Origin of the sequence: Streptococcus parasanguinis (genome assembly GCF_009717775.1) — a bacterium.
Classification (GTDB): Bacteria; Bacillota; Bacilli; order Lactobacillales; family Streptococcaceae; genus Streptococcus; species Streptococcus parasanguinis_AG.
In genome coordinates this window covers 50,703-77,375 of sequence record NZ_WMZF01000003.1, presented here as the reverse complement: position 1 = coordinate 77,375, position 26,673 = coordinate 50,703, and the positions used below count along the sequence as shown (strand labels likewise).

Genomic DNA, 26,673 nt, shown 5'->3' with positions numbered 1-26,673 from the left:
ATCGTAAGATATGTTTAGAAAAGAAAATAGAAAAAGAACACTAGGAGGTGCCTTACTGTGAAGGTAAACAAAATCCGAATGAGGGAGACACTCGTTTCCTACGCATTCCTAGCACCCATTTTAATCTTCTTTACGGTCTTTGTCCTAGCACCCATGATCATGGGCTTTGTGACAAGTTTCTTCAACTATTCTATGACATCCTTTAAGTTTGTCGGTTTAGAAAATTATTCCCGCATGTTTGCGGATAAGGTCTTTGTGAAGTCCTTGATCAATACCGTCATCATCGTTATCGGATCGGTTCCGATCGTCGTATTGTTCTCCTTGTTTGTGGCTTCTCAGACCTACCATCAAAATGCGATTGCGCGTTCCTTCTATCGTTTCGTCTTCTTCCTTCCAGTTGTTACAGGGAGTGTAGCGGTAACGGTTGTGTGGAAATGGATCTATGATCCACTATCAGGGATTTTGAACTTTGTATTGAAATCTGGACATGTCATCAACCAAAACATTTCTTGGTTGGGGGACAAACACTGGGCTTTGATGGCCATCATCATTATTTTGTTGACCACTTCAGTTGGTCAACCGATTATCCTCTACATCGCTGCTATGGGAAATATTGATAATTCCCTCGTAGAAGCCGCGCGTGTGGATGGTGCGACAGAATTTCAAGTTTTCTGGAAGATCAAATGGCCAAGCTTGTTGCCAACAACTTTGTACATTGCTATCATTACGACCATTAACTCTTTCCAATGTTTCGCCTTGATCCAATTGTTGACATCCGGTGGTCCGAACTACTCAACGAGTACCCTTATGTACTACCTCTATGAAAAAGCCTTTAAACTCTCTGAATACGGTTATGCCAACACCATGGGTGTCTTCCTTGCGGTGATGATTGCCATTATCAGTTTTGCGCAATTCAAGATCCTCGGAAACGACGTAGAATACTAAAGAAAGGAGCCTCAGATGAAACCAACACAAAAGAAACCCATCACTGCCTTTACAGTGATTTCAACGATCATTTTGCTCCTTTTGACAGTCTTGTTCATTTTCCCATTTTATTGGATTTTGACAGGGGCCTTTAAGTCTCAGCCAGATACCATTATGATCCCACCTCAGTGGTGGCCAAAGACACCAACCATGGAAAACTTCCAACAGTTGATGGTACAAAACCCAGCCCTACAATGGTTGTGGAATAGTGTCTTCATCTCCCTTGCAACCATGCTTTTGGTGTGTATGACCTCTTCCTTGGCAGGATATGTCTTGGCTAAGAAACGCTTCTATGGGCAACGAATTCTCTTTGCTATCTTTATCGCGGCCATGGCTCTTCCGAAACAAGTTGTCTTAGTTCCATTGGTACGGATTATTAACTTTATGGGGATCCATGATACCCTTGCAGCGGTTATTCTACCATTGGTTGGATGGCCATTCGGGGTCTTCTTGATGAAGCAATTTAGTGAAAACATCCCAACAGAACTCTTAGAATCTGCTAAGATCGATGGTTGTGGAGAGTTGCGGACTTTCTGGAGCGTTGCCTTCCCAATTGTCAAGCCGGGATTTGCAGCCCTTGCCATCTTTACCTTTATCAACACCTGGAACGACTACTTTATGCAATTGGTAATGCTGACCTCTCGGCAAAACTTGACCATTTCTTTAGGGGTAGCAACCATGCAGGCTGAAATGGCTACCAACTATGGCTTGATCATGGCTGGGGCAGCCCTAGCTGCAGTGCCAATCGTTACGGTCTTCCTCGTGTTCCAAAAATCCTTTACACAAGGGATTACCATGGGAGCGGTCAAAGGATAAGTCGTCTGCTTGGACAAACGATCGTTATGTACAGATCGGTTTTCAAGGCTGAGAAGTATCGAAAGGATGAGAATATGATATTTGATGATTTAAAAAACATCACCTTTTACAAAGGGATCCACCCCAATCTGGATCAGGCCATTGACTTTCTCTATGAGCATCGGAAGGATTCTTTTGAATTGGGGAGATACGATATTGATGGGGATAAGGTCTTTCTCGTCGTTCAAGAAAATACCCTCAACAAAGCAGAAAATGATCGCTTTGAACACCACAAAAGATATGCTGATTTGCATTTATTAGTAGAAGGGCATGAGTTTTCGAGTTATGGATCTCGTGTGACAGGTGAGGCGCTCGCATTTGATGAAGCATCGGACATCGGTTTTGTCCATTGCCAGGAGTCTTATCCGCTTCATCTAGGCTATCATAATTTTGCGATTTTCTTTCCAGGGGAGCCTCACCAGCCCAATGGCTATGCAGGGCAAGAAGATATTGTGAAAAAATATCTATTTAAAATTGCGATCGATTGATCACGTTAGAAAGGAGTGCCTATGTCATCTAAGGGGGCAGGATTGATCAAAACCGTTTTTAACACGGACAATGTAGTGATGCGTATCAGTGAGAAGGTCCTCGACTTGGTAACCGTTAATCTTTTATTTGTGCTAAGTTGTTTACCAGTTCTCACGATTGGAATTGCGAAAATTAGTTTGTATCAGACCTTATTTGCCATTAAGCACCAGCGTCGAGTTCCGGTGATTCGTAGTTATGCGAAGGCTTTTCGGGACAATTGGAAAATAGGCTTGCAACTAGGAAGTTTAGAACTGATTGTTGCAGGTATTTGTCTCTTTGATTTATTCTTATTTTGGGGGCAAACTTCCCTAGCTTTCCAAGCTTTGAAAACCATTTGTTTAGGCCTCTTTCTCTTTCTTGTGTTGATCTTATTGGCTGCTTATCCTATTGCGGCCCGCTACCAATTGGATTGGAAAGAGTGTTTGCAAAAAGCCATGATTGTGACAGGCTTGCATTTTCTTTGGTTCTTTGTCATGGGAAGTGCTCTCTTGCTTCTATGTATGGTTCTTGCAAGCTCGGTTTTAGCTTTCCTATTGGGGCTTATGATCTTTTTCTTGTTCGGCTTTTCAAGCTTGGCTTTTGCACAAGTTGGATTAATGGAAAAGATTTTTGCCCAGTACCAAGAATAAAATGAATTCATTAGTGACAAAAGGAGAAAAAATGTCAGATTTAAAAAAATATGAAGGAGTCATCCCCGCTTTTTACGCCTGCTATGATGACCAAGGAGAAATTAGCCCGGAGCGGGTACGTGCGCTGGTAGAATATTTTATCGCGAAAGGTGTGCAGGGCTTGTATGTCAACGGATCCTCTGGCGAATGTATCTACCAGAGCGTGGCCGATCGCAAGCTGATTCTAGAAGAAGTGATGGCAGTAGCTAAAGGGAAATTGACCATCATTGCTCACGTAGCCTGCAACAACACCAAGGATAGCGTGGAATTGGCACGACATGCAGAAGAACTAGGAGTGGATGCCATTGCGGCCATTCCACCGATCTATTTCCGCTTGCCAGAATACAGTGTGGCCCACTACTGGAATGAAATCAGTGCAGCCGCACCCAATACAGACTTTGTCATCTACAATATCCCGCAATTGGCTGGGGTTGCTTTGACACCGAGCCTTTACAAGGAAATGTTGAAAAACCCACGGGTGATTGGGGTCAAGAATTCTTCGATGCCTGTTCAGGACATTCAAACCTTTGCTTCTTTAGGAGGCGACGACCACATCGTCTTTAATGGTCCGGATGAACAATTCTTAGGTGGCCGTCTCATGGGAGCGCATGCTGGGATCGGTGGCACCTATGGTGCGATGCCAGAACTTTTCTTGAAGCTCAATCAGCTGATTGCTGAGAAAGACTTGGAGACTGCGCGTGCCTTGCAGTTTGCTATCAATGACATTATCGGAGTCTTGACGTCTGCTCATGGCAATATGTATGCGGTCATCAAAGCGGTTTTGCGCATCAATGAAGGTTTGGACTTGGGATCTGTTCGCTCCCCTTTGACGCCAGTAGTAGAAGCGGATCAAGAAGTGATTCAACGTGCTGCTCAACTCATTCAGGACACAAAAGCCAGATTCCTTTAATCAAAGGAGGTCTAGATGAATCCATATGTTGTAATTGATATCGGAGGGACCAGTATCAAGTATGGTCTAGCCGATGCAAAAGGGCAACTCCTAGAGACCCATGAAATGCCAACGGAGGCCCAAAAAGGAGGATCTCACATTCTTAACACAACAAAGGAAATCGTAGCCCGTTATTTGAAGAAGCATCCCTTGGCAGGGGTTGCGATTTCTTCGGCCGGGATGGTGGATCCTGATAAGGGAGAAATCTTTTATGCTGGTCCACAAATTCCCAACTATGCTGGAACTCAGTTCAAAAAGGAAATCGAAGAGACTTTTCAGATCCCTTGCGAGATTGAAAATGATGTTAACTGTGCCGGTCTTGCAGAAGTCACTACAGGTCATGCAAAAGGCTCGAACAATGCTGTTTGCTTGACGATTGGAACAGGGATCGGCGGTTGTCTCTTGCTTGATGGTCAGGTCTTTCATGGCTTTAGCTATTCAGCCTGTGAGGTTGGCTATCTTCATTTGCCAGACGGTGCCTTTCAGGATCTAGCTTCAACGACGGCTTTAGTCGAGTATGTGGCAGAACATCATGGCGATCCCGTGGAGCAGTGGAATGGTCGCCGGATCTTCAAGCAGGCAACTGAAGGGGATAAAATCTGTATGGCTGGAATTGATCGAATGGTGACCTATCTTGGAAAAGGATTGGCTAATATCGTTTATGTGGTCAATCCAGAAGTCATCGTTCTTGGAGGGGGTATTATGGCTCAGGAAGCCATCCTCAAACCTAAAATCTATCAAGCTCTGTGTGCAGAGCTGGTTCCTAGCCTAGCAGATAAGATTCGTTTGGAATTTGCCCACCATCAAAACGCCGCGGGTATGTTGGGGGCTTACTACCACTTTAGACAAAAACATGCAACATAAAACAAGTCGCGCTGGCGACTTGTTTTTGATTCATCAAAAAAAGCATGAAAGACGAAGAAAACCTGATCTTTCATGCTTTTTAAATAGGGAGACCATATTAAGATTTTCGAGAACGTTGACCAGAAAGCTTTTTATTTTCCCAGTAGCTATTAAAGACGATTTCCTTTTGTTCTCGGTTTTTATTAAGGAAATGAGCATAGATCAAATCGACCACGATGAGGAGTGGTAAAATCGCAGAGATACGATCGATATAGGTACTACTAGGAAGGGGTGCGGCTGGTAACACTTCTGTGAATCCTTGGTGGATAGCAGCCGCGTTAGCAGTCAAAAGAACCGTTTTAGCCCCTTTTTCTTTCGCATTCAGCAGACTGTCTGTAATGGAGTTGGTGCCTCCTGACAATGAGAAACCAATGACTAAACAAGAGGAATCGAGAATACTGGTCGTCCAAGCAAAGCCATCTTGATCAGTCAGGGCTTCACAAACGACGCCTAGTCGCATAAAGCGCAATTTCATTTCTCGAGCGACTAAACCGGAACTACCAATCCCGAAGAAATAGACTCGGTCCGCTTGATCGATTAGTTCAGCTACCCGATCCAATTGGGAATCTTTTATCAGACTTTCAGTGACGTTACTGATATGGTGGTAGCGTTGCAAGACGCTGAGAGTGAGTTCATCATGCTCTTGCACTTGTTTTTGATTCTTTGTTTCCTCATTAAAATGATAGACAAACTCCCGATAGCCGGAAAAGCCACATTTTTGAGAGAAACGCGTTAAAGCTGCCTTTGAGACGTGGAGTAACTCCGTTACACGAGAAGAGGACAGGGAGTGCTGTCGTGCTTCCGACGATAAAAAATATTGGGCAATGTCGCGTTCCATATCTGTTAACTCAGCTTCATGGCTGGCGATAATAGTGCGTAAATCTTGATCTTGTTTCACAGCAATCCTCCTTTCTCACGAGATGAAATAACAGGATGATCCTATAATATATTACACATTATAACATGGAGACACCCTTTTATTCAAGTAAAAGTAAGCAAAAAATATTGAAACTAGTAACAGGATATGAGAAAAGAAGAGAACGCTACCAATCTTGAAACGAAGCTCTTATTGGTTGTCCGCAATTTTCTGAAAATTTCCGGTTGGGCCTGAACAAACGATATGAATTGTGGTATAATTTAAGATAATTGTACTGTTGTTGGAAGAACAATGGTTGAATAAGGAGGTGTGACGATGTCGAATGCAACACTCGAGATGATGCAAGAGATCGAGCAAGCTGCTCAGGGCGTGATCGTAGGCTATGAAGCTCAAGTTGAACAAATCCGAACGGATTCGCGCGATCGCCTTGCAACAGTGGCACAGCATTACGATGAGGAAACCAAGCAATTGGTCACAGAGGCAGAAAAAAACGCCCAGGAAAGACTCGTCCGTTTAACGAAAGATCTGGAAGAAACGGTTGCGCGCAATGATGCCAAGGTACAACAGGCGATGACCGATAAGCGAGCTGGGTTAGTTGAAGCCATTGTAGAAAAGGTGGTAGCAAGCTATGGCCGTTAGTCAGATGCAAAAACTGTCCCTCATCTTACCCAAAGATGACTTGGACAGTCTCCTACTAGCGCTACAGTCTGAGGCGAAAATCCAGATTTATGACCTCAGTGAGCATGAAGAATGGCAGGCTGCCTTTGAGGCAAATACCTTGTCTCAACCCTTGACAGAGGACAATCGTCAAGACTTGGTAGAGCTACAAAAACGTCAAGAACAAGTTGAAAAAATGATTCAGACTCTGGAGCCCTATATGCCGGAGAAGAAGGCCTTGCAAGCTCTGAAGGAAGAACCTTTAAGTTTGTCTTTTGATGATCTGCAGGCCCACGGGATGATTCGAGATGAGGATCTTCTATTGACCAAGTTGAAACGCCAATTGCGCGTGTTAGACAAGGCTCGCCAGAAGATTGCAGATGCAAAGGGAGAGATCGAGCGCTTAGAAAAATGGCGCCCGTTAGAGGTGACACCAGCTGCCCTTGCTACCTTTCACTATGTGCATGGCCTGATCGGGACCATCCCCAATAGCGATACAGACGCTGTTCGTTCTTCCTTAAAAGCTCATCCTGAACTGGAGTTAGAAGAAGTTTTTACGTCTGAGACTGAACACGGCTATGTCATCTTGTATCGTTCGGGAGACCGTGTAGCTGTTCAGGAGCTTCTGGAAGAACATGGGTTCAAAGAATTGGACTATGAAGAAGAGCAAGTCCCAGCCGCTTACTTGGATCGCCTTGAAAGAGAAATCAAAGAGCAAGAAGCTGTCGTTGCAGCAACCCTAGCAGAGTTACAAAACTCCCAGAAGGAGTTGGACCAGCTCAAGTACCAGATGGATTACTTGTTGAGCTTGGGAGCTCGTGAGGAGGCCAAATCGCTTCTTGCAAGCACGCAAAGCTTGGTAGCCCTAGAGGGTTGGATTGAAACATCCCAAGTGGCCTCGTTACGAGACTTCTTGCAACAAGGCTTTGGATCTCGGGTCTTACTTGAGACGCGCGATGTGACAGAAAAAGATTGGGATGACGTGCCGATCCAGTTGCGAAATAGCGCCTTGGTAGAGCCTTTTGAATTAGTCACAGAGATGTATGCCTTGCCTAAGTATTACGAGAAAGATCCAACTCCGATCGTTTCGCTCTTCTACTTTGTTTTCTTTGGCATGATGGTCGCAGATATCGGTTATGGACTCTTGCTAACGGTAGCGACAGGGTTTGCCCTTAAAGCCTTTAAACTCAAGCCTGGGACAGCGAAAAACCTTCGTTTCTTCAGTCTCCTAGGAGTTTCAGTTGCCCTTTGGGGTGTGGTCTATGGCTCTTTCTTTGGATTTGAGATGCCTTTTGCCCTGATCAGTACGACCAGCAACGCTATGACCATCCTGATCCTCTCAGTGGTCTTTGGTTTTGTCACTGTCTTAGTGGGACTGTTCCTAGGGGGGATGAAAAATGTCCGCCTCAAAGACTACACCGAAGCCTATAATGCGGGCTTTGCTTGGGTTTTGATCCTCCTTGGCTTGATGCTGCTAGCAGTAGGCAATATCTTACCAGGGATGAGCGTCCTGGTTCCGATTGGCAAGTGGCTGGCTATTTTGAATGCCATTGGGATCTTGATTGTTTCCATTGTCAGTGCTAAGAAGCTGTCCGGTTTAGCATCTGGTCTCTTTAACCTCTACAATGTCAGTGGCTATGTCGGAGACTTGGTCAGCTTCACCCGTTTGATGGCCCTGGGCTTGTCTGGAGCTAGTATCGGTTCAGCCTTTAACTTGATTGTCAACCTCTTCCCACCGCTTGGACGGTTTACGGTAGGACTTGTGCTCTTTATCGTCCTTCATGCCATTAACATGTTCCTGTCCTTCTTGTCAGGGTATGTGCATGGAGCCCGTTTAATCTTTGTGGAGTTCTTCGGTAAGTTCTACGAAGGAGGAGGCAAGCCATTTCGTCCTCTTAAACCTTCAGAACGCTATATTAAAACAAAAAAATAAGTATTATCTTTTATAAATAGGAGTATATTCATGGAATCTTTAGCATCATATTTTTCAGCCCATGGGGGCGCCTTCTTTGCAGCATTTGGTGTGGCGATCGCAGTCGCACTTAGTGGGATGGGATCTGCCCTTGGGGTTGGTAAAACGGGTCAAGCAGCAGCAGCGCTCTTGAAAGAACAACCCGAAAAATTTGCCCAAGCCCTGATTTTGCAATTGTTGCCAGGTACACAAGGTTTGTACGGTTTCGTTATCGGGATCTTGATCTGGTTGCAAATTAAGCCAGATATGCCACTTGAAACAGGAGTTGCTTACTTCTTTACAGCTCTTCCAGTTGCGATCGTTGGTTATTTCTCAGCCAAACACCAAGGAAATGTTGCGACAGCAGGGATGCAAATCTTGGCCAAACGCCCTGAAGACATGATGAAAGGGGTTATCCTTGCGGCCATGGTTGAAACCTATGCCATCTTGGCCTTCGTTGTGTCCTTCCTATTGACTCTACGCGTCGGCTAAGAGCTAGCTTTGATGGATTCGCCTCGCGAGGCGAAAAACACAAGACGCATGCAATAGGAGAAAAAACGATATGGATGAACAAACCCAATTAAAGGATTCGATCTTGGCCCAAGCCCACGAAAAAGGGCGTAAACTCTTAGAAGAGGCCAAGGAAACCATCCTAAAAGAAGAGACTGCACAAGAAGAGCGGTTGATCCAAGAGAAACTCAATCAACGCTCTGAGCAGCTCAAGCGGATTCAACGTCAATTGCAACGTGAAACCCAACAAATCGAAAATAAAAAACGCCAATCAACCCTTGTCACCAAGCAACGAGTCTTAAAGGATCTCTTTGCAGATGCTTATGAAGCAATGGCGGCTTGGCCCCTTGAAAAGGAAATGCAGTTTGTAGATGTGATTTTAGACCGCTATCAAGGGCAAGTTGTGACTCTGGCCTTTGGGGCGGTGAGTGCTAGCAAATTTGATCCAGCAGCTCTCGAGAAATTAAAGCAAACTCATCAGAATGTGACAGTTGCGGATGCGACGATTCCAGCTCAGGCAGGCTTTGTCTTGTCGGTTGGGAAGATTGATGACAACTATCTCTACCGTGATTTGGTGGATTCCATTTGGGAGCAGGAAAGCTACCAGATGGCAGCCAGCATTTTCACAGATGAAGAGAACTAGGAGGTTGCAATGAGCGAACGGACCTATTCTCAAGTCAATACAGGAATCAGCGTACGTGAGGCTAGTTTTCTCAGTCCCAGTCAGTTCGAGCAGTTGCTTGCAAGTCCCTCCAGTGAGAGCCGAGAAGGCTTGTTGCAGGGGACGCCATACGCTTTAGACAGCCAGGAGATCAAGGATTTAGCAGCTCTTGAAGCCCGTCTGATGGCAGCCTTGTTGGCAGAATACCAATGGGCTTTTGAGGTAACCCCTCAGTCAGACCTGGTTAGCCTGTTCACCTTGAAATACACTTATCATAATCTCAAGGTTTATCTGAAACACAAGGCGACAGAGCGCAAGTTGGGGCATTTATTGATCCCCATCGGTCCTTATTCTCTTGATGTGCTTGAGCATTTGGTGGCGACCTTTTCTGCAGAGCATTGTCCGGCCTTTATGGCGGAAGAAGTGGCTGCAACTTGGCAAGAATTCCAAGACTATCAGGACTTGCGGGTTCTCGAAATCGGGATGGACTTAGCTTATTTTAAACACCTGAGATACTTAGGAGACAGTCTAGATCATCCGATTTTGAAGCAGTTGGTGGACGTGACCATTGACTTTTACAATGCGATTACAGTTAAGCGGGCCTTGGATCAGCAAAAACCGCATAGCTTTATGCACCAATTGCTCTCAGATGAAGGGAGCCTCAGTGCCCATCAGGTGATCGACCTGCTAGAATCCGGTCAGTGGTTGACCTGGTTTTATCAAGTCAATCCGCTGGAGTACGATCTTGCCTTAGAGACTTATGAAGAAAAGATGCGCACCGGTCAACTCAAGACAACAGAGTTGGAGTATCTAGAAAGCTTGGTGAAATTCAGTCTTTTAGACGCTGGCCGTTTTGAAGTCGATGGGCCACTCCCCCTTGTCCGTTATCTTTACGGAAAAGAGTTAGAGGTGACCAACCTTCGTTTGGTCCTCTCTGGTTTGGACAATGGTTTTCCGCTAGCAGACATCAAAGAAAGGATGAGACCGATTTATGGACAAACAGACCTATAAGATCGCCGTTGTGGGCAATCGGGATGCCATCCTTCCTTTTCGCCTGATTGGCTTTCAAACCTATCCGGTCACAGAGCCACAAGAAGCGATCAATACCCTGCGAAAACTCAGTCGGGAAAACTTCGGGATTATCTACCTGACAGAGGATATTGCTCAGGCTATTCCAGATACAGTGGCTTTTTACGACCAGCAGCTGACACCGGCTCTGATCCTTATCCCGACCCATAGAGGGACTACAGGACTCGGCCAACAGCGGATTCGTGATAATGTCGAAAAAGCAGTAGGACAGGATATTTTATGAGAACAAATGAATTTGGCCAAACGATTGGCGATGCACTGCCGGATTTTACTCCGGGGCGTCTGCCAGCTATTGAGCGGATCGAAGGTCGCTATACCGTGATCGAGCGCCTCTCAAAAGAAAAACATGGAGCAGATCTTTATCAGGTCTACGGGCCGGACTCTCCAGCAGCGATGTGGACCTTTCTGTTCAAAGGCCCTGCCCACAATGAAGAGGAGTGGGACCACTTATTAGATGATCTCATGACAGCCCAAGGTCGCTTTTACTATGCGATTGTAGACAAAGATTCAGGCAAGGCTTTGGGGACTTTCTCTCTCATGCGGATCGATCAAGCCAATCGGGTGATCGAAGTTGGAGCAGTGACCTACTCACCAGCGCTCCAAAAGACACGCATGGCTACGGAAGCCCAGTATCTGTTAGCGCGCTACGTGTTTGAAGATTTAGGCTACCGCCGTTATGAGTGGAAATGCGATGCCTTAAACCAAGCATCTCGCAAAGCAGCTGAGCGCTTAGGCTTCACCTATGAAGGCTGTTTCCGTCAGGCTGTTGTTTATAAAGGTCGTACCCGTGATACAGACTGGTTGTCCATCATTGACCAAGAATGGCCAGCTATCAAACAGCGCTTCGAAGCCTGGTTGGATCCAAGCAATTTCGATGCCAATGGCCAACAAAAGCAATCTCTAAGAGAGATAGCACAAAAGTAAAACAAAGAAACAAAGGATTCCCAGGAGGAATACATGACTCAAGGAAAAATTATCAAAGTTTCCGGTCCCTTGGTGGTCGCATCAGGGATGCAGGAGGCCAATATTCAAGACATTTGCCGGGTCGGCGATCTTGGTTTGATTGGCGAAATTATTGAGATGCGGCGGGATGAAGCCTCTATCCAAGTATATGAAGAAACATCTGGAGTCGGTCCAGGAGAACCAGTGGTCACAACCGGAGCTCCCCTTTCTGTTGAATTGGGACCAGGCTTGATCTCTCAGATGTTTGACGGGATCCAACGCCCCTTGGAACGCTTCCAAGAAGTGACTGCCAGTGACTTTTTGGTTCGTGGGGTGCAAGTTCCAAATCTAGATCGGGACACCAAATGGGCCTTCGAACCAAGTGTGACTGAAGGGACAGAAGTGATCGCTGGAGACATCGTCGGTACCGTTCAAGAGACCAATATGGTGGAACACCGCATCATGGTGCCTTTTGGTGTGAGTGGACGTGTGAGCAAGATCGCAGCAGGTTCTTACACAGTAGAAGAGCCGGTCTATGAGATCGAGCAGGCAGATGGCAGCCTCTTTACTGGTACTTTGATGCAAAAATGGCCGGTTCGTCGAGGCCGTCCCTTTGCACAAAAACTGATTCCAGTAGAGCCTTTGGTCACAGGTCAACGGGTCATCGATACCTTCTTCCCAGTGACTAAAGGTGGAGCTGCAGCTGTTCCTGGTCCTTTCGGAGCTGGAAAAACAGTTGTGCAACACCAGGTGGCCAAGTTTGCCAATGTAGATATCGTAATTTACGTTGGTTGTGGGGAACGTGGAAATGAAATGACGGACGTTCTGAATGAATTTCCAGAATTGATCGATCCAACGACTGGTCAATCCATCATGCAACGGACCGTTCTGATCGCCAACACTTCGAACATGCCAGTAGCGGCGCGGGAAGCTTCCATCTACACAGGGATTACTATTGCCGAATACTTCCGTGATATGGGCTATTCCGTTGCCATCATGGCGGATTCGACTTCGCGCTGGGCAGAAGCTCTCCGTGAAATGTCTGGTCGTCTAGAAGAAATGCCAGGGGATGAAGGTTACCCAGCCTATCTCGGTAGCCGGATCGCCGAATACTACGAGCGTGCCGGTCGGGTCAAGACACTCGGAAGCACTGCGCGTGAAGGTTCGATTACCGCTATCGGTGCCGTTTCCCCTCCAGGTGGAGATATTTCAGAGCCCGTAACGCAAAATACCTTGCGGATTGTCAAGGTCTTCTGGGGCTTAGATGCTCAATTGGCCCAACGTCGTCACTTCCCAGCCATCAACTGGTTGAGTTCTTATTCCCTTTACCAAGATGAAGTCGGTCGCTATATCGATCTACATGAACAAATCAGCTGGTCTGAAAAAGTGACCCGTGCCATGAACTTGCTTCAAAAGGAAAGTGAATTGCAAGAAATCGTTCGCCTGGTTGGTCTGGATTCCTTGTCTGAAAAAGACCGCTTGACCATGAATGCGGCTAAGATGATCCGTGAAGACTACCTGCAACAAAATGCCTTTGATGAGGTCGATACCTATACCTCTTTCAGCAAGCAGGTGGCCTTGTTGACCAACATTTTGACCTTTGATCAAGAAAGTCAAAAAGCACTAGAATTGGGAGCTTACTTCACAGAAATCATGGAAGGAACCGTAGCTCTTCGAGACCGTATTGCCCGGAGCAAGTTCATCCATGAGGATCAGTTGGCAACCATTCAAGCCCTGAAAGAAGAAATCGTAGAAACCCTACACCAAATCGTCGCAAAAGGAGGAGTAGACAATGAGCGTGATTAAAGAATACCGTACTGTCAGCGAAGTTGTTGGCCCCTTGATGATTGTCGATCAGGTCGAAGGGGTTCACTACAATGAACTAGTAGAAATCAAGCTTCATGATGGAACGACCCGTCAGGGACAAGTCCTCGAAGTCCAAGAAGATAAGGCCATGGTCCAGCTCTTTGAAGGATCTAGCGGGATCAATTTGGAAAAAGCCAAAGTCCGCTTTACCGGACGTCCCCTAGAACTTCCTGTGTCTGAAGACATGGTCGGACGCATCTTTAACGGAATGGGCAAACCCATCGATGGCGGTCCAGAGATTATCCCAGAGAAGTACTTGGACATTGATGGACAAGCCATCAATCCTGTTTCGCGGGACTATCCAGATGAATTTATCCAGACAGGGATCTCAGCCATTGACCATTTGAATACCTTGGTTCGGGGCCAAAAACTCCCAGTATTCTCAGGTTCTGGTCTTCCTCACAAGGAGTTGGCGGCTCAGATTGCTCGTCAAGCGACGGTTCTTAATTCGGAAGAAAACTTCGCCGTGGTCTTTGCGGCCATGGGAATCACCTTTGAAGAAGCCGAATTCTTTATGAACGACCTTCGGGAGACAGGTGCGATTGACCGCTCTGTCCTCTTCATCAACCTAGCCAATGACCCAGCTATCGAACGGATTGCCACCCCTCGGATCGCCTTGACAGCTGCCGAATATTTGGCCTATGAAAAAGATATGCACGTCTTGGTTATTATGACCGACATGACCAACTACTGTGAAGCCCTTCGGGAAGTATCTGCTGCCCGCCGGGAAGTTCCAGGTCGTCGGGGCTATCCAGGTTACCTCTATACCAACCTCTCAACCCTCTACGAACGTGCAGGACGCTTGGTTGGAAAGAAAGGATCTGTGACCCAAATCCCGATCCTCTCCATGCCAGAAGATGACATCACCCACCCTATCCCTGACTTGACAGGCTACATCACCGAAGGTCAGATTATTCTATCTCGCGATCTCTACAATAGTGGTTACCGCCCACCGATCAATGTTCTTCCATCCCTTTCCCGTTTGAAGGACAAGGGTTCTGGTGAAGGCAAGACTCGGGAAGACCATGCGGCGACCATGAACCAGCTCTTTGCAGCCTACGCCCAAGGAAAACAAGCCAAAGAACTGGCTGTAGTGCTTGGGGAATCTGCCTTGTCAGATACCGACAAGCTCTATGTTAAATTTACGGACCGCTTTGAGCAGGAATACATCAACCAAGGTTTCACTACCAATCGGACGATTGAGGAAAGTTTGGATCTCGGTTGGGAACTCTTATCCATCCTTCCAAGAACAGAGCTTAAACGGATCAAGGATGAGATGATTGACAAGTATCTGCCAAACAAAGAGGATTAGCCTATGGCACGATTAAATGTAAAACCAACTCGGATGGAGCTTAATATTCTCAAAGAGCGCCTCAAGACAGCAACCCGGGGGCACAAGTTGCTCAAGGATAAGCGGGATGAACTCATGCGCCGTTTTATTGAAGCAGTGCGTGAGAATAATCGTCTGCGCCAAAAGGTGGAGGCAGCGCTGGTGGGCAATATGCAAGATTTCGTGATGGCCAAGTCACTAGAGAGCGACCTCATGGTGGAAGAAATCTTTGCTGTTCCCACGCGAGAAGTGATGCTGCATATTGAGGAAGAAAATGTCATGAGTGTGCGCGTGCCCAAGCTCCATGCCCGTATCGAAAATCCATACGGAGATGATGAAGGGGACGTGGTTTATAGCTACCTCGCCTCCAACAGTCAAATGGATAGCACCATTCAAGAAATGGGGGACCTCCTCCCAGATTTGCTCAAGTTAGCGGAAATCGAAAAAAGCTGCCAACTCATGGCAGATGAAATCGAGAAAACCCGCCGTCGAGTGAACGGACTGGAGTATGCGACTATCCCAGACCTCAAAGAGACCATCTACTATATCGAAATGAAACTCGAAGAAGCCGAACGCGCCAACCTCGTCAGAATCATGAAGGTGAAGTAAGATACAAAGCCCGTAAAATGCAAAGTGAAAATAGGAAATTCTTGCAGTGAGCGATGCTCACAAGAGAATTTATCTTTTTCACCCAGCATTTAGGGCGTGTTCAATTCACAAGATACAAAGCCATTAAGCAACTCAAAGGAAAATAGGGAGCAGGACAGAAGCACTGTTGTATAGAATGCTTCGTTGTCCTGCCCCCACAAGGCTGATTAGGATTTTTCCGAGCTCTTAAAGCGAGAGAAAAATCCAATCAGCTACTGTGTCTTTGAAGTTAGTACTATTACAGTTTGCGTTTATCACACAGCATTTAGGGCGTGTTCAGTTATAAGATACAAAGCCGTAAAAAGCTATGTTCAATTACTTAAAAAATACAAGAACCTCATCGAGGAACCGCTCCTTGATGAGGCTTTTTTTGCGCCCTCGAACTCTTCTTCCAGGACCCTAATTTTATGTTACTAGTTTGTAACAATGTGACAAGAAAGACGAAATGTTACAAGAAAAATACAGTTTTGTTAAATAGCCAAAAAGGCCTTTTATTATTTTTAAATTGTGATAAGATAGTATGGTAGTTAATTTGTCCAAGAAAATCTTGAGCAAAAAAACAAAGAAAAAAGAGGATAAAAGATGAAATTAAAAGTTAATACGAAAGCCTTGATCGCTTCAACAGTAGCTCTTGCAGTGATTCCATTTACAAAAGCCACTGCAGAAACACTTGAAGATTGGGTAGCTCGCTCAGTAGATGAAATCAAACATGATATCCAACAAAGCGGTGACAACCAACAAACTTATACCATCAAATATGGTGATACATTGAGTTCGATCGCAGAAGCGCTTGGAATCGATGTTCATGTGTTGGCAAACTTGAACAACATCAGCAACATGGATTTGATCTACCCAGGTACTGTTTTGAAAACAACAGTAAATGATCAAAAAGAAGTAACTTCAGTTGAAATCCAAACTCCTCAAGCAGGTGCGACAGATGCAACCGTTGCAAGTGCTGACTTGACAACAAACCAAGTGACAGTTGATGACCAAACAGTCGCTGTCAACGATTTGTCTAAACCAGTAAACGAAGATAACAAAGCTGTTCCAGTAGCTCCAGCAGCGGAAACTCAAGAAGCCCCAGCGGAAGCTCCTGTAGTTGAAGTACCAGCAGCAGAAACACCAGCACAACCAGCTGTTCCAGAAACACCAAGCTACGGTGCTCCAGCTGCCAATGTTGCAACTCAAAACCCAGAAACAGCCTCAGCTTCTGCTCCTGAAGCTCCAGCAACTCAACCAGAAGCTCCTGCTGGAACACCAGCTCCTGCAGACGAAGCTCCGGCAGCACAACCAGCAGCAGTAGAAACTGCTGCAGCACCTGAAGTGCAACCAGTAGCATCAACTCCAACAACTGGTAATGCTATTCCAACTGATCCACACCTTCAACCACAAGCAGAAGCTTTCCGTCAAGAAATCGCTGCAAAATTTGGTATCACAAACATTGGTGGTTACCGCGAAGGGGATCCAGACGATCATGGTAAAGGACTTGCAGTAGACGTAATGGTTCCAACAAGTTCTGAACTTGGAGATCAAGTTGCTCAATATGCAATTGACAACATGGACCGTGCAGGCATCTCATACATCATCTGGAAACAACAATTCTACATGCCAGTAGACAACATTTACGGACCAGCTAATACATGGAACCAAATGCCAGACCGTGGTGGAGATACAGCAAACCACTACGATCACGTACATATCTCATTTAACGGATAATAAAACTTTGAACTAGGACAAGTGCCTAGTTCTTTTTTGTATGCACAAAAAAGGCCGGAAGACGAATCTTCCAGCCAGACGATGGTTATAAAATATGATCGACTTTTTCCACCTGATAAAGGGCAATCGCCATGATAATGGTTAAGACCAGTAGCATAAGAATGGCAGGTGTCCAAGAGTGGAAGAGAGATTTACTGTAGCCGAAGAGGATTGGACCAAAGGCTGCAAAGACGTAGCCTCCTGTTTGGGCAAGTCCAGAAAGTTGAGCTGTTTTTTCAGGTGTGCTGGATTTCATGGAGAAAGCGACCATGAGGTAAGGGAAGAGCGAACTAACGGAACTTCCAATTAGGGCATTTAATACCAACCAGTAGAAGAAGTTGCTAGTCGGGATTAAGAGCATGGCTACCCCCAGAATCCCTGCTCCGACAACAATCGTCAGCATCAAGTGTCGATTGCGATCGGATAACCGTGTGGTTAAACTTGGGATCGTCAAGGAGAATGGGAGACTGATCAGGGTGAACACGGAGGCCAGTAGTCCAGATTCAACCTTTGAAAGGCCAGCTTGAACAGCCATGGTCGGAAGCCAGGTCATACTTGTGTAGAAAAGCAGTGACTGCAAGCCTCCAAAAATCATGATAGCCCAGACATATTTATTGGTATACCATTTGCTACTAGATTCCGTAGTAGCCGTCTTTTTTAGATGGTGGTTGTAGCGAAGGTTAGGAATCCAGATGACCAAAGCAAGAGCACACAAGGCTGTCAAGATGTTGACCAAACCTTGCCAAGAAGTGGCTTTGGTGATCGGAACAGCCACAGAAGAGGCGATCGCTGTGGACATCCCCATAGAAGTGATGTACAAAGTAGTCAGAATGCCTAGTTGGCGGGGTCTATTCGCCTGAATCAGGCTTGGAAGCAGCACATTGAGAAAGGCAATGCCAGCTCCAATCAAGATAGTTCCCAGATAGAGGAAGGGGAGATTGATAATCCGAATGGCAGATCCGATCGTAATCGCGATCAAAACTAGGAAAAAGAGGCGCTCAATCCCCAACTTTTTAGCAAATTGAATCGCAAAAGGTGAGAAAAGGGCAAAGGTGAGAAGTGGCAAGCTAGTCAATAGTCCCAGAGAGCTCACATCTACCCCCAAACCAGCTGCGATGTCAGACAAGACCGTCGGAAGCGTAGTAAATGGTGTTCGTAAAACAATCCCAAGCATAATGATGCCTGGGATGAATAGCATAGAATGTGTTTTTTTCATAAATCCTCCTCAGACAAAAATTCTCTTCATTATAACATAGATGGAGCATAAATTGGAGTATTAGTACAAATGAAGGAGAAGGGACGTAGTTCTCACTATCGTTCGAACTGCGTCAATGTACCTAAGTTCGTCTACGCCCTTACTAGGTCTGGTTCACAAAAATAGATTAGTAACAATTGCATAACGCAGTGGTTGATTGGTATCTTTGTTCGCTCTTATAGCTCCAAAGAATACCTAATCAACTGTGCGGGGGTGAGACAACGAACAATTTTATAAAATTGTTCTGTCTCACTCCCATAGAAAAAGCCACCGGTTTTGGTGGCTCTTATAGGGAGATTATTATGAAAAAGTTTAGGATTTTCTATCAAACAAAGTTAGGAGGTCTTTATTTGATGGTTTTATTATAAGGCGGTTTGCTTAAAGAAAACTTAAGAAAAGGCGCTGATCGAAAGAATCGGTCTGAAGTCTGAGAAAATACATTAGCTAGCATCACAAATAAGCTGTGTTTTTATTTATAATAACTTTTTCTTTTTAAAGTATGTAGTTTCCGCTCTGCTTAAACTGCATCCATGTACCTAAGTTCGTACAAGCCCCTATTGGACTTAACTCACTAAGGTCCATAGAAAAAGCCACCGGTTTTGGTGGCTCTTATAGGGAGATTATTATGAAAAAGTTTAGGATTTTCTATCAAACAAAGTTAGGAGGTCTTCATTTGATGGTTTTATTATAAGGCTGATTTCTTAAAGAAAACTTAAGAAAAGACGCTGTTTATAAGAATCGGTCTTAGGTCTGATAATTTTTTACAACAGAAACTATTTAGATTTTTTTCTAAATAGAGTTGACAAACCCATCCGAAAGTACTAGAATCTATTTAGAAACATTTCTAAATAGAATAGAGGAGATAGAGAATGAATTTTGCGCAAACATTTAAAGCTTTATCGAATCCGATAAGAAGAAGTATCTTAGAACTGCTAAAGGCGGGGAAATTATCTGCTGGTGATATCGCTGGCCACTTTGATGTAGCAGGAGCGACGATTTCCCATCATTTAAGCCTCCTCAAGCAGGCAGATTTAATTCGAGAGGAAAAAGAGAAGAATTTTATCTACTATGAACTCAATACTTCTGTCTTGGAGGATTTAATGGTCTGGCTCGTTGATTTGAAAGGAGACTCTACTGATGAAAACGAATAAAAAACTATTGCTATTAACTTCTATGGTGATCCTTTTCCCCATGCTTTGGGGGCTGATGATTTGGTCGCAATTGCCTAACCAAATCCCGATTCACTTCAATTTTGCTGGCCAGGCCAATAACTTCCAATCGAAACCCCTGGTTGTGTTTGGTCTTCCTATTTTCGATCTCATGGTGCATCTGTTTATGATTTTCGTGATCGGACGTGATCCTAAGAATCGCACGATGAATGAGAAAATGATCAGAGCGATTTACTGGTTGACCCCAATCGTTTCCTTAAGTACCTCCTATCTCATCTATAGCAAGGCGCTAGGATCTACTACCAATCCATCAGTTTTTGTTTCGGTGTTGCTGGGTCTCATCTTTGTGATCATGGGCAATTACATGCCGAAGCTAAAAGTGAATCACACGGTTGGAATACGTCTGCCTTGGACTTTGCAGAGTGAAGATAACTGGCACAAAACCCATCGCTTGGCAGGGAAGTTGTGGGTCCTCGGAGGTTTGATCCTTCTACTTGAAGCAGGACTTCAATTCGCACTTTCTTATGTTTTGGTGCTGGTCATCCTCGCCATTGTGGTTATCCCTATGGTGTACTCTTATCAATTAAGTCGGAAAAATCGTTAGTATGAAAAACAACCAGAGAAGAAGCCAGTCGGGAACGGTTTCTTTTCCGGTTGTTTTTGTTTGTTCATCGTTTCAAATTCAAAACGTTCAGGAAAATACGAATTTTTCGGAAAGCTTATAGTATATTCTTTACACTTGGCTACTATATTCTATTTTCAGACAGAATAGTATCTTTCTGGATAGTTGACTCAGTTTTCTTCCATTATATACTATTATTGAAGGAAAACCATTGATAAATTATAATTGTAAATAAAATATTTAAAGTAATTTCCCTATTTCGCTTAAACTTATTCATATTTTATGAAATTAATCAGTAGATATCGTTCTGAAAATCCTTGGTATTACATTGTTTTTAGTCCAACTGAAACCCATGCTTTCCAAACCAGGTCTTAAGAAAGCTCGTAAAGCATCACAATTATCAAAACGTTAATCAACACGCTTATATCAACGTTTACAGACATTTAAGAAATTTCTCTTGGATGTCTTTTTTTGTCTAGCTAAATTTTACAAATTGGGCAATTTAGGTTACTCAATAATATAAAAAAGATAAAAATTTAAAGTTCGAATTTTAATTTTAAAAAAAGTAATTATTATTGAATATCTGTTCAAACATTTTTTTCTAAGGTTAATATAAGTATATATACTTTAAAAAAGGAAGTCAAACATCTTGCTCATAGATTTTTGCATTTTTAAAAAATACATTTTGTCATATAATAATGTGGAAAATTGACGGATTCCTTACATAATCATATAATATGAATATGTAAACCCTTACATACTATTCTACTTATACTTGATAAAATGCAAGTTCTTGAGGATCTATAAATATATAGACACTCTTCTATTTATAAAGTGAAATAAAGAATCACGGAGAAAGTTTATGGATATTAAAGAGACATTCAACCAGCTAGACAATACAAAATTTAATGATTTCAATAATCGCCTTGAAGGTTTTGAGAAACTTTTTAAAGACAAATATTATTTTACCCATCCCGAAGATTTTAGCTCAATCTTTAGCATTTTGGTAAAGTATGGAAAAAGTACAAGTAAATATATTTTATCGAAAGGAGAGATATATGAGTGAAATAGTTATTAATGCTCAGAATTTATCTAAAAATTTTTATAATTTTGATTCAAGACTCCCATTTATCAAGAGATTTTTGAAACGTAATCAAATAACGATTCGAGCTGTTCAAGATATTAGTTTTACGATTAAGAGAGGGAGTATAGTTGGCTTTATTGGGAGTAATGGAGCTGGTAAATCCACAACGATTAAAATGTTGACTGGGACTCTTTATCCTAGTTCCGGAAAATTAGAAGTGAATGGAGAAATTCCATTTAAAAGAAGTATAAATTTTAGAAAAAAAATTTCAATAGTAGTAGGAAATAAATTACAGTTATTTCAAGATGTTTCGGCTATGGATTATTTTCAATTGATTGGTACTTTATATGAGGTAGAACCGGCGATTTTACAAGAACGAATTCAGGAATTAAGCAATTTGTTGAATGTAAAAGATCAGCTTTACCAGCAGGTCCGGACCCTCTCTCTTGGACAAAAAATGAAAATGGAGTTTATCGCGGCATCTTTAACAAGTCCGGAAATATTATTTTTAGACGAGCCTACTATAGGGTTAGATATACAGTCTAAAAAAGATATCAGAACATTTTTAAAGAAAATGAATGAAGAATGTCATACTACTATTATTTTAACGAGTCATGATATGGATGATATTTCGTCTGTTTGTGACGAATTAATCGTCATTGACAAAGGAAAAATTATTTTGCAGGAGTCAATGGATGTTATTTTATCTAAATTTTCTGATTTTAAATATTTAAAGATAAAAATGACATTAGATTTGGTACCAGAGTTATGCTCTGTTAAAGGAGTAGTAGTCATTTCTCAAACAAAATCGGAATGTATACTAAAAATACCTAGAGATTTTGTCTTTGAGACATTAGAATCAATCAATAAGCTTGTAGATATAGAAGATTTTGAAATATCAAATCTTTCTTTAGAAGAAATTATTTTACAAAACTATTTTACAAAAAAGGAGCACAATTGAAAAAAGAAATGTCTATTATTCTGATATCATTTCGATCTATTTTGAACTATAAATCAAGTGTACTATTGTTAATGTTACAGGCAAGTATACAAATTATGATATCAGTATTTTTATGGACGTATATATATCAGAGTAACCAGATAAATATAGCAGGATATGATTTTACCTCAATGGTTCAATACTATTTGGGGACTATAATTTTTTCATATTTTGTTTTTTATCCAGTTGATTGGGAAATCAATGACGATGTTCATTCAGGAAATTTTTTTAGCATATTAATAAAACCTGTTACTTTTTATAAGTATTATTTTTGTAAAATGCTTGGAGATAGGCTTGCTCATTTATTATTTATCATCATTCCTGTCATTTTATTCTCCAGTGTTTATTACAAGAATAAGTTATTAACCATTGAAATTCTTATTTTAGGAAGTATTGCAATTATTCTATCTATGGTTCTATGGTTTTTAATATCATGTTGTGTAGGTATGCTTTCTTTTTGGTTAGAAAATATATTTTTTGTCCTTACTGTTAAAGAAATAGTAATTCAGTTTTTATCAGGAATATTATTGCCTTTAAGTTTTTTTTCAAATAATTTTCGTCTGTTTTTAGATGTATTACCTTTTAAATACTTAGTATATGAACCGCTTCAGATGTTTAGTAATGATACATATAAATTAATAGACTATTTGAGAATTATTTGTATTCAATTGATTTGGTGCATCATTTTTTATATTATATCAAGATTCATATTGAGAAAAGGAGTGGAGCACTTCTCAAATGTGGGAGGATAAAATGTTTAGAATAAAAGTAATTTTTAGGCTACTTCATTTTGGTTTTAAATCTGATATGAATTTTCATTTTGACTTCTTTTGTGGTCTATTTTCGTCGATACTGTGGATTGGTTTACCTATTGTATTTTTTAGATTGATTTTCTTAAACATAGACTCTTTTAATGGTTGGGACTATTATCAAATTTTATTTTTGGTAGGTTCCTACACTATTGTAGATGGAGTTATGATGGGATTGTTAATTAGAAGTATGGGAATTTTAGAATCAGATATTTTGAGTGGTAACTTGGATCAAATTTTATTGAGGCCGTTTGATACTCAGTTGTTCTATATTTTTAGATCATTTAATTTAGTTCAATTCGTGAATACTTTTTTTGGTCTTGCGATCATTTTTATAAGTTATGGAAATTTAAATGTACATTTAAATTCATTAAAAATATTATTTTATATCCTTTCTTTAATGTGTGGTTGTATTATATATTATTCAATTTGGTTTCTAATAACGATTAGTTCATTTTGGTTCCCAACTAAATTTTCAAAAGTAGATGTATTTTTGAATTATATTGGAATTTCTAAGTATCCATATAATATTTTTACAGGTATTAACAGATTGATCACTATGTTATTTGTTCCCAATTTATTAATTGCCAATCCTGCAGTATTAATATTTTTAGGGAAAGATACATTGAACCTATTTTTCTATCAAATAGTTTTTACAGTTTTTTTGATTATTATCAGTCGTACAATTTTTAGAAAAGGATTGAAAAAATATGAAAGTGCAGGAAGATAAACAATGTTGTTCAGTTATATGTTTGACTAAAGGAAGTGATTCGCTGTACTTTGTTTTGTGGTCATTGAAACATCAGATAATTATAAACTATAATTTAAAGAATAGTATTATTAACTTATAGGTGCTAAGAAAAAATTTAAAGAAATTCCCTCATTCAATCAAACTTATTCATATTTTTTAAAATAAGAAAATAGTTGGATTTTGATGATGGTTGATATAAAGCTAAACTGAAAGTACCTGAAATCCAACTGTGTCAAACCAGGTCATACGATCTGTGAGAAAAAGAACACATAACAAAAAGAGGAGCTTCACAATAAAGTTCCTCTTCTTTTATATATCCGAATCATTATTCTTATTTCAAAAAAGGTAGTGAAAAAGGTAGTGATTCGGTTGATTTATATTGCAATGTAGTGAAATTTAGAATTTCAAGAATCGCTTAAAATCAAGGTTTCTAACATCTATTGACGTGTAGTGAACCCCTATTTCACCTCTGTAAAGGTTGTTAATGTTATTTTAGCATCCTTTAAACGCTGTCATATCAACGTTTTTAGATTGTTCTATAAAAAATGTAGTCATAAATGTAGTCATTTTGCTATGCTGTCAACTTTGCAATTTCTTTGAGATAGATTGCAACTGCTTCTGCCTTCTTTTTTGGTGCCAATTCAGCATAAGTGTCCATTGTCGTTTTAATCGATTTATGCCCCATCCTTATCTGGAGCTCTTTCCAGTTAGCACCGGCATTCAGCATCAAAGAAGCATGTGTATGACGGAAAAGGTGGAAACCATAATTTGGTAATCCCAACTCAGTCAAACGCTTTTTAAGCGTTGCACGTTCATTTCTGTCACACATATAGTTCCCGTAAATTGTCGGGAAAATTAAGTCCACAGTTGGTAAATTGTGACTCACAAAGTAATCACTCATCTCAGCATGAAAAGCTCTCAAGTTATCTAAGACTTGTCTAGGGACTGCAACTCTTCTGTTGCCAGCATCAGTCTTGGCACTGTTCTTACAAACAATCTTGCCCTTAATCCCCAGTTTCTTATTTCCAACTTTCCACATCAGCGTCTTGTTAACGATGATTTCATTAGAATTAAAATCGAGATCATGGATTGATAAAGCAAGAAGTTCATTGATTCGAAGCGCAGAAGCTAATAGTGTATCACAGATAACTTTGAATCTTCGATTTGCTCGAGTATCAGGAAGAGTATCAAGATAGTTCAGCCAAGTAGCTAAGTCCTCTCCATGTAATACCATAATTCTCTCCTTTACCATCTTTGGTTTTGGAGGGATTTTTACTGTCCGAGCTGGATTATGAGAAAGTTCGAAATTCGTAATCCCATAATCGAAAATATCACTAAGCTTATAGATAACTGCACCGAAATCTTTTGCGTGTCCCTTTTTGGATTTTTTAACACCTGATTCAACAGACTTTTTAGATTGTTGGGCTAACTTATTAACCCAAATCTGAATATCTGCAGATTTTATCTCTTCAGGTCTATATTCTCCAAACTTCGGGATGATATAGGTATCAAGATAACTTCGAACTCGATTGATCGTATTCTGAGAAGTCACCCAAGTTACAAAACTAATAAACCAGGCTTCAGCTAACTCCTCGAAGTTATTAATCAACAAAGTCTCTTTTAAAGTTGAACCCTTCGCTTCAAATCCAAGTCGAGCTTGAATGATTTTCCTATCAAGACTTTTTAGAGTTTTAGCAGTTATAGATGATGTAACTTTTTTACCAGTTTTAACATCTACACCAATATATACACCACGTTGCGTATAGCTAATAGTTCCGTTACTCTTGGTAGTTTTAATGACTTTTCGATTGTTGTGAATGATAGTTTCTTTCTGCATAGTAGCCTTTCACGTTCGGATATAAAAGGCTAAAATAACAACCTCACATTATTCTATGTGATACTACTATTTTAGCACATTTTTAAAATTAAGGAGTTAAATAGTTCAGCACATCCTCCATTTTGTAGTAAACAGTTCTCGTCCCCTCAATCGGTGGTTCTAGACGCTTTAGTCCTGTCTTCTCCCACGATTTTAAGGTGTTAGGAGAAATCTGAAGAATTGACAACAATTCTTTTTGAGTGACGATGTTAGAGTTTTTCTGTTTTTCTTGTTGATGTTGAATGATGGTTAATAAGGTATTTAACAATTGCTCAATTTGGGTTAATTTGGCATATTCATTATTGGTCATTATCGTTGTCCTTTCCATAGCCTGAGTGACGACGTGAGTCAAGATATTTCGCAAAGAAGTAGGTTTTATCAACTATAACACTCAGTAGTAATGGGTTTTCCTCACGAGCATATGTGACAAGATTATTAAACTCTGTAAAATTATGCTCCTCAATAGTATCAATCATAGTCGAAAGAAATTCATCGTTGTTATTGCTAATAAGAAATTTATCAAGTTCAAAGCCACACCCTGATTCAATATCCTCGATATCGTAAGGTGTCTTTTCAGGATTTTCAGCATGGATAAAGTAATCATACATACCTTTAGGGGACATGACGATTTCAACGTGACTAGGTGTGTTTAGTTTCTCTGTCAAAAGTTCTGAGACTTGCGAATAGCTTTTAAGTGAGTCAAAGAACAAAGCGCCATGTTTATGCGACTTCTTAAACTCACCTGTTTGTCTATTGACATCTTTATCATGCCATGGACTGAGCACAAAGGGGACGTGCATTTCTTCAAGGATTTCCAAATAGTTTTCAGGAGCACTCTCTTGATAGAGAAGGAAAGCCCATTTGTTAGAACGTTTTTCTTTTGCCATAGGCAGGTACCTCGTTTCTAGTTCTTATCTGTTAGGAGAATTTTAGG

28 protein-coding genes are annotated in these 26,673 nt (G+C 41.7%); 23 read left to right on the top strand and 5 right to left on the bottom strand.

What is annotated here, in order from left to right; genetic code table 11:
• Positions 1–57: 57 nt before the first annotated feature.
• The 6 genes from GMC92_RS06440 to GMC92_RS06415 all read left to right on the top strand — a co-directional run bounded on the left by GMC92_RS06440 (position 58) and on the right by GMC92_RS06415 (position 4,848).
• Positions 58–945 carry a carbohydrate ABC transporter permease gene (locus tag GMC92_RS06440; RefSeq protein ID WP_003009412.1) on the top strand — a complete coding sequence of 296 codons (888 nt, stop codon included), beginning with the start codon at positions 58–60 and terminating at the stop codon, positions 943–945.
• A gap of 15 nt (positions 946–960) precedes the next feature.
• Positions 961–1,800, top strand: coding sequence for a carbohydrate ABC transporter permease (locus GMC92_RS06435; protein ID WP_003002334.1), 840 nt, complete (start codon positions 961–963; stop codon positions 1,798–1,800).
• Positions 1,801–1,874: 74 nt separating this feature from the next.
• Positions 1,875–2,327, top strand: coding sequence for a NanQ anomerase/TabA/YiaL family protein (locus GMC92_RS06430; RefSeq protein WP_003009416.1), 453 nt, complete (start codon positions 1,875–1,877; stop codon positions 2,325–2,327).
• 21 nt (positions 2,328–2,348) lie between these two features.
• The gene (locus GMC92_RS06425) at positions 2,349–2,996 is read left to right on the top strand and encodes a DUF624 domain-containing protein (protein ID WP_155200018.1); all 648 of its coding nucleotides are present in this window, start codon (positions 2,349–2,351) and stop codon (positions 2,994–2,996) included.
• A 31-nt stretch (positions 2,997–3,027) separates the two neighbouring features.
• Positions 3,028–3,945: a dihydrodipicolinate synthase family protein gene (locus GMC92_RS06420; protein ID WP_037608222.1), complete on the top strand. Its 918-nt coding sequence runs from the start codon at positions 3,028–3,030 to the stop codon at positions 3,943–3,945.
• Positions 3,946–3,960: 15 nt separating this feature from the next.
• Positions 3,961–4,848, top strand: a complete 888-nt coding sequence (locus GMC92_RS06415; protein WP_155200017.1) for an ROK family protein — start codon at positions 3,961–3,963, stop codon at positions 4,846–4,848.
• Between the two features lie 97 nt (positions 4,849–4,945).
• Here GMC92_RS06415 and GMC92_RS06410 read toward each other — a convergent pair whose 3' ends face one another.
• Positions 4,946–5,785, bottom strand: a complete 840-nt coding sequence (locus GMC92_RS06410; RefSeq protein WP_338324043.1) for a MurR/RpiR family transcriptional regulator — start codon at positions 5,783–5,785, stop codon at positions 4,946–4,948.
• A 294-nt stretch (positions 5,786–6,079) separates the two neighbouring features.
• Here GMC92_RS06410 and GMC92_RS06405 point away from each other — a divergent pair, with 294 nt between their 5' ends.
• From GMC92_RS06405 to GMC92_RS06355, 11 genes are all read left to right on the top strand, one after another.
• Entirely contained in the window at positions 6,080–6,403 is a 324-nt protein-coding gene (locus tag GMC92_RS06405) for a hypothetical protein (protein WP_003009429.1), read from the top strand.
• A complete protein-coding gene (locus GMC92_RS06400; protein WP_155200016.1) occupies positions 6,393–8,354 on the top strand; it encodes a V-type ATP synthase subunit I in 1,962 nt (653 codons plus the stop codon). Before GMC92_RS06405 ends, GMC92_RS06400 begins: the two co-directional genes overlap by 11 nt.
• A 30-nt stretch (positions 8,355–8,384) precedes the next feature.
• Positions 8,385–8,864, top strand: a complete 480-nt coding sequence (locus GMC92_RS06395) for a V-type ATP synthase subunit K (protein ID WP_003009435.1) — start codon at positions 8,385–8,387, stop codon at positions 8,862–8,864.
• A gap of 70 nt (positions 8,865–8,934) precedes the next feature.
• Entirely contained in the window at positions 8,935–9,525 is a 591-nt protein-coding gene (locus GMC92_RS06390; RefSeq protein WP_155200015.1) for a V-type ATP synthase subunit E family protein, read from the top strand.
• A 9-nt stretch (positions 9,526–9,534) separates the two neighbouring features.
• Positions 9,535–10,554 (top strand): V-type ATPase subunit, encoded by a 1,020-nt coding sequence (locus tag GMC92_RS06385; protein ID WP_155200014.1) that lies wholly within the window; start codon positions 9,535–9,537, stop codon positions 10,552–10,554.
• Positions 10,535–10,855, top strand: coding sequence for a V-type ATP synthase subunit F (locus GMC92_RS06380; RefSeq protein WP_003009443.1), 321 nt, complete (start codon positions 10,535–10,537; stop codon positions 10,853–10,855). Before GMC92_RS06385 ends, GMC92_RS06380 begins: the two co-directional genes overlap by 20 nt.
• Positions 10,852–11,556, top strand: coding sequence for a GNAT family N-acetyltransferase (locus tag GMC92_RS06375; RefSeq protein ID WP_155200013.1), 705 nt, complete (start codon positions 10,852–10,854; stop codon positions 11,554–11,556). Before GMC92_RS06380 ends, GMC92_RS06375 begins: the two co-directional genes overlap by 4 nt.
• Positions 11,557–11,589: 33 nt before the next feature.
• On the top strand, positions 11,590–13,380 hold the full coding sequence (locus tag GMC92_RS06370; RefSeq protein WP_155200012.1) for a V-type ATP synthase subunit A: 1,791 nt from the start codon (positions 11,590–11,592) through the stop codon (positions 13,378–13,380).
• Positions 13,367–14,752, top strand: a complete 1,386-nt coding sequence (locus GMC92_RS06365; protein ID WP_003002370.1) for a V-type ATP synthase subunit B — start codon at positions 13,367–13,369, stop codon at positions 14,750–14,752. The genes GMC92_RS06370 and GMC92_RS06365 overlap by 14 nt, the downstream gene beginning before the upstream one ends.
• 3 nt (positions 14,753–14,755) lie before the next feature.
• Entirely contained in the window at positions 14,756–15,379 is a 624-nt protein-coding gene (locus tag GMC92_RS06360) for a V-type ATP synthase subunit D (protein WP_045760123.1), read from the top strand.
• A gap of 621 nt (positions 15,380–16,000) precedes the next feature.
• Positions 16,001–17,134 carry a LysM peptidoglycan-binding domain-containing protein gene (locus GMC92_RS06355; protein WP_118096294.1) on the top strand — a complete coding sequence of 378 codons (1,134 nt, stop codon included), beginning with the start codon at positions 16,001–16,003 and terminating at the stop codon, positions 17,132–17,134.
• An 85-nt stretch (positions 17,135–17,219) separates the two neighbouring features.
• On the opposite strand, the gene GMC92_RS06350 is transcribed toward GMC92_RS06355, so the two are convergent.
• Positions 17,220–18,389 (bottom strand): CynX/NimT family MFS transporter, encoded by a 1,170-nt coding sequence (locus GMC92_RS06350; RefSeq protein WP_118096293.1) that lies wholly within the window; start codon positions 18,387–18,389, stop codon positions 17,220–17,222.
• A 908-nt stretch (positions 18,390–19,297) separates the two neighbouring features.
• On the opposite strand from GMC92_RS06350, the gene GMC92_RS06345 reads away from it, so the two are divergent.
• The 6 genes from GMC92_RS06345 (at position 19,298) to GMC92_RS06315 (ending at position 23,842) form a co-directional block, all read left to right on the top strand.
• On the top strand, positions 19,298–19,579 hold the full coding sequence (locus GMC92_RS06345; RefSeq protein WP_003009465.1) for an autorepressor SdpR family transcription factor: 282 nt from the start codon (positions 19,298–19,300) through the stop codon (positions 19,577–19,579).
• On the top strand, positions 19,566–20,201 hold the full coding sequence (locus GMC92_RS06340; protein WP_061455895.1) for an SdpI family protein: 636 nt from the start codon (positions 19,566–19,568) through the stop codon (positions 20,199–20,201). Before GMC92_RS06345 ends, GMC92_RS06340 begins: the two co-directional genes overlap by 14 nt.
• Before the next feature lie 880 nt (positions 20,202–21,081).
• Positions 21,082–21,285 (top strand): hypothetical protein, encoded by a 204-nt coding sequence (locus GMC92_RS06330; RefSeq protein ID WP_003010127.1) that lies wholly within the window; start codon positions 21,082–21,084, stop codon positions 21,283–21,285.
• Complete coding sequence (locus GMC92_RS06325; RefSeq protein WP_003010129.1) at positions 21,278–22,264, top strand: ABC transporter ATP-binding protein; 987 nt, start codon at positions 21,278–21,280, stop codon at positions 22,262–22,264. The genes GMC92_RS06330 and GMC92_RS06325 overlap by 8 nt, the downstream gene beginning before the upstream one ends.
• Positions 22,261–23,055, top strand: coding sequence for an ABC transporter permease (locus GMC92_RS06320; RefSeq protein WP_003010132.1), 795 nt, complete (start codon positions 22,261–22,263; stop codon positions 23,053–23,055). Before GMC92_RS06325 ends, GMC92_RS06320 begins: the two co-directional genes overlap by 4 nt.
• A 1-nt stretch (position 23,056) precedes the next feature.
• Positions 23,057–23,842, top strand: coding sequence for an ABC transporter permease (locus GMC92_RS06315; protein WP_003013947.1), 786 nt, complete (start codon positions 23,057–23,059; stop codon positions 23,840–23,842).
• 592 nt (positions 23,843–24,434) lie between these two features.
• Here the strand turns inward: GMC92_RS06315 and GMC92_RS06310 are convergent.
• The 3 genes from GMC92_RS06310 to GMC92_RS06300 all read right to left on the bottom strand — a co-directional run bounded on the left by GMC92_RS06310 (position 24,435) and on the right by GMC92_RS06300 (position 26,626).
• Positions 24,435–25,700 carry a tyrosine-type recombinase/integrase gene (locus GMC92_RS06310; RefSeq protein WP_155200011.1) on the bottom strand — a complete coding sequence of 422 codons (1,266 nt, stop codon included), beginning with the start codon at positions 25,698–25,700 and terminating at the stop codon, positions 24,435–24,437.
• 88 nt (positions 25,701–25,788) lie between these two features.
• Complete coding sequence (locus GMC92_RS06305; RefSeq protein WP_155200010.1) at positions 25,789–26,049, bottom strand: MerR family transcriptional regulator; 261 nt, start codon at positions 26,047–26,049, stop codon at positions 25,789–25,791.
• Positions 26,039–26,626, bottom strand: a complete 588-nt coding sequence (locus GMC92_RS06300) for a replication protein (RefSeq protein WP_155200009.1) — start codon at positions 26,624–26,626, stop codon at positions 26,039–26,041. The genes GMC92_RS06305 and GMC92_RS06300 overlap by 11 nt, the downstream gene beginning before the upstream one ends.
• Positions 26,627–26,673 lie beyond the last annotated feature (47 nt).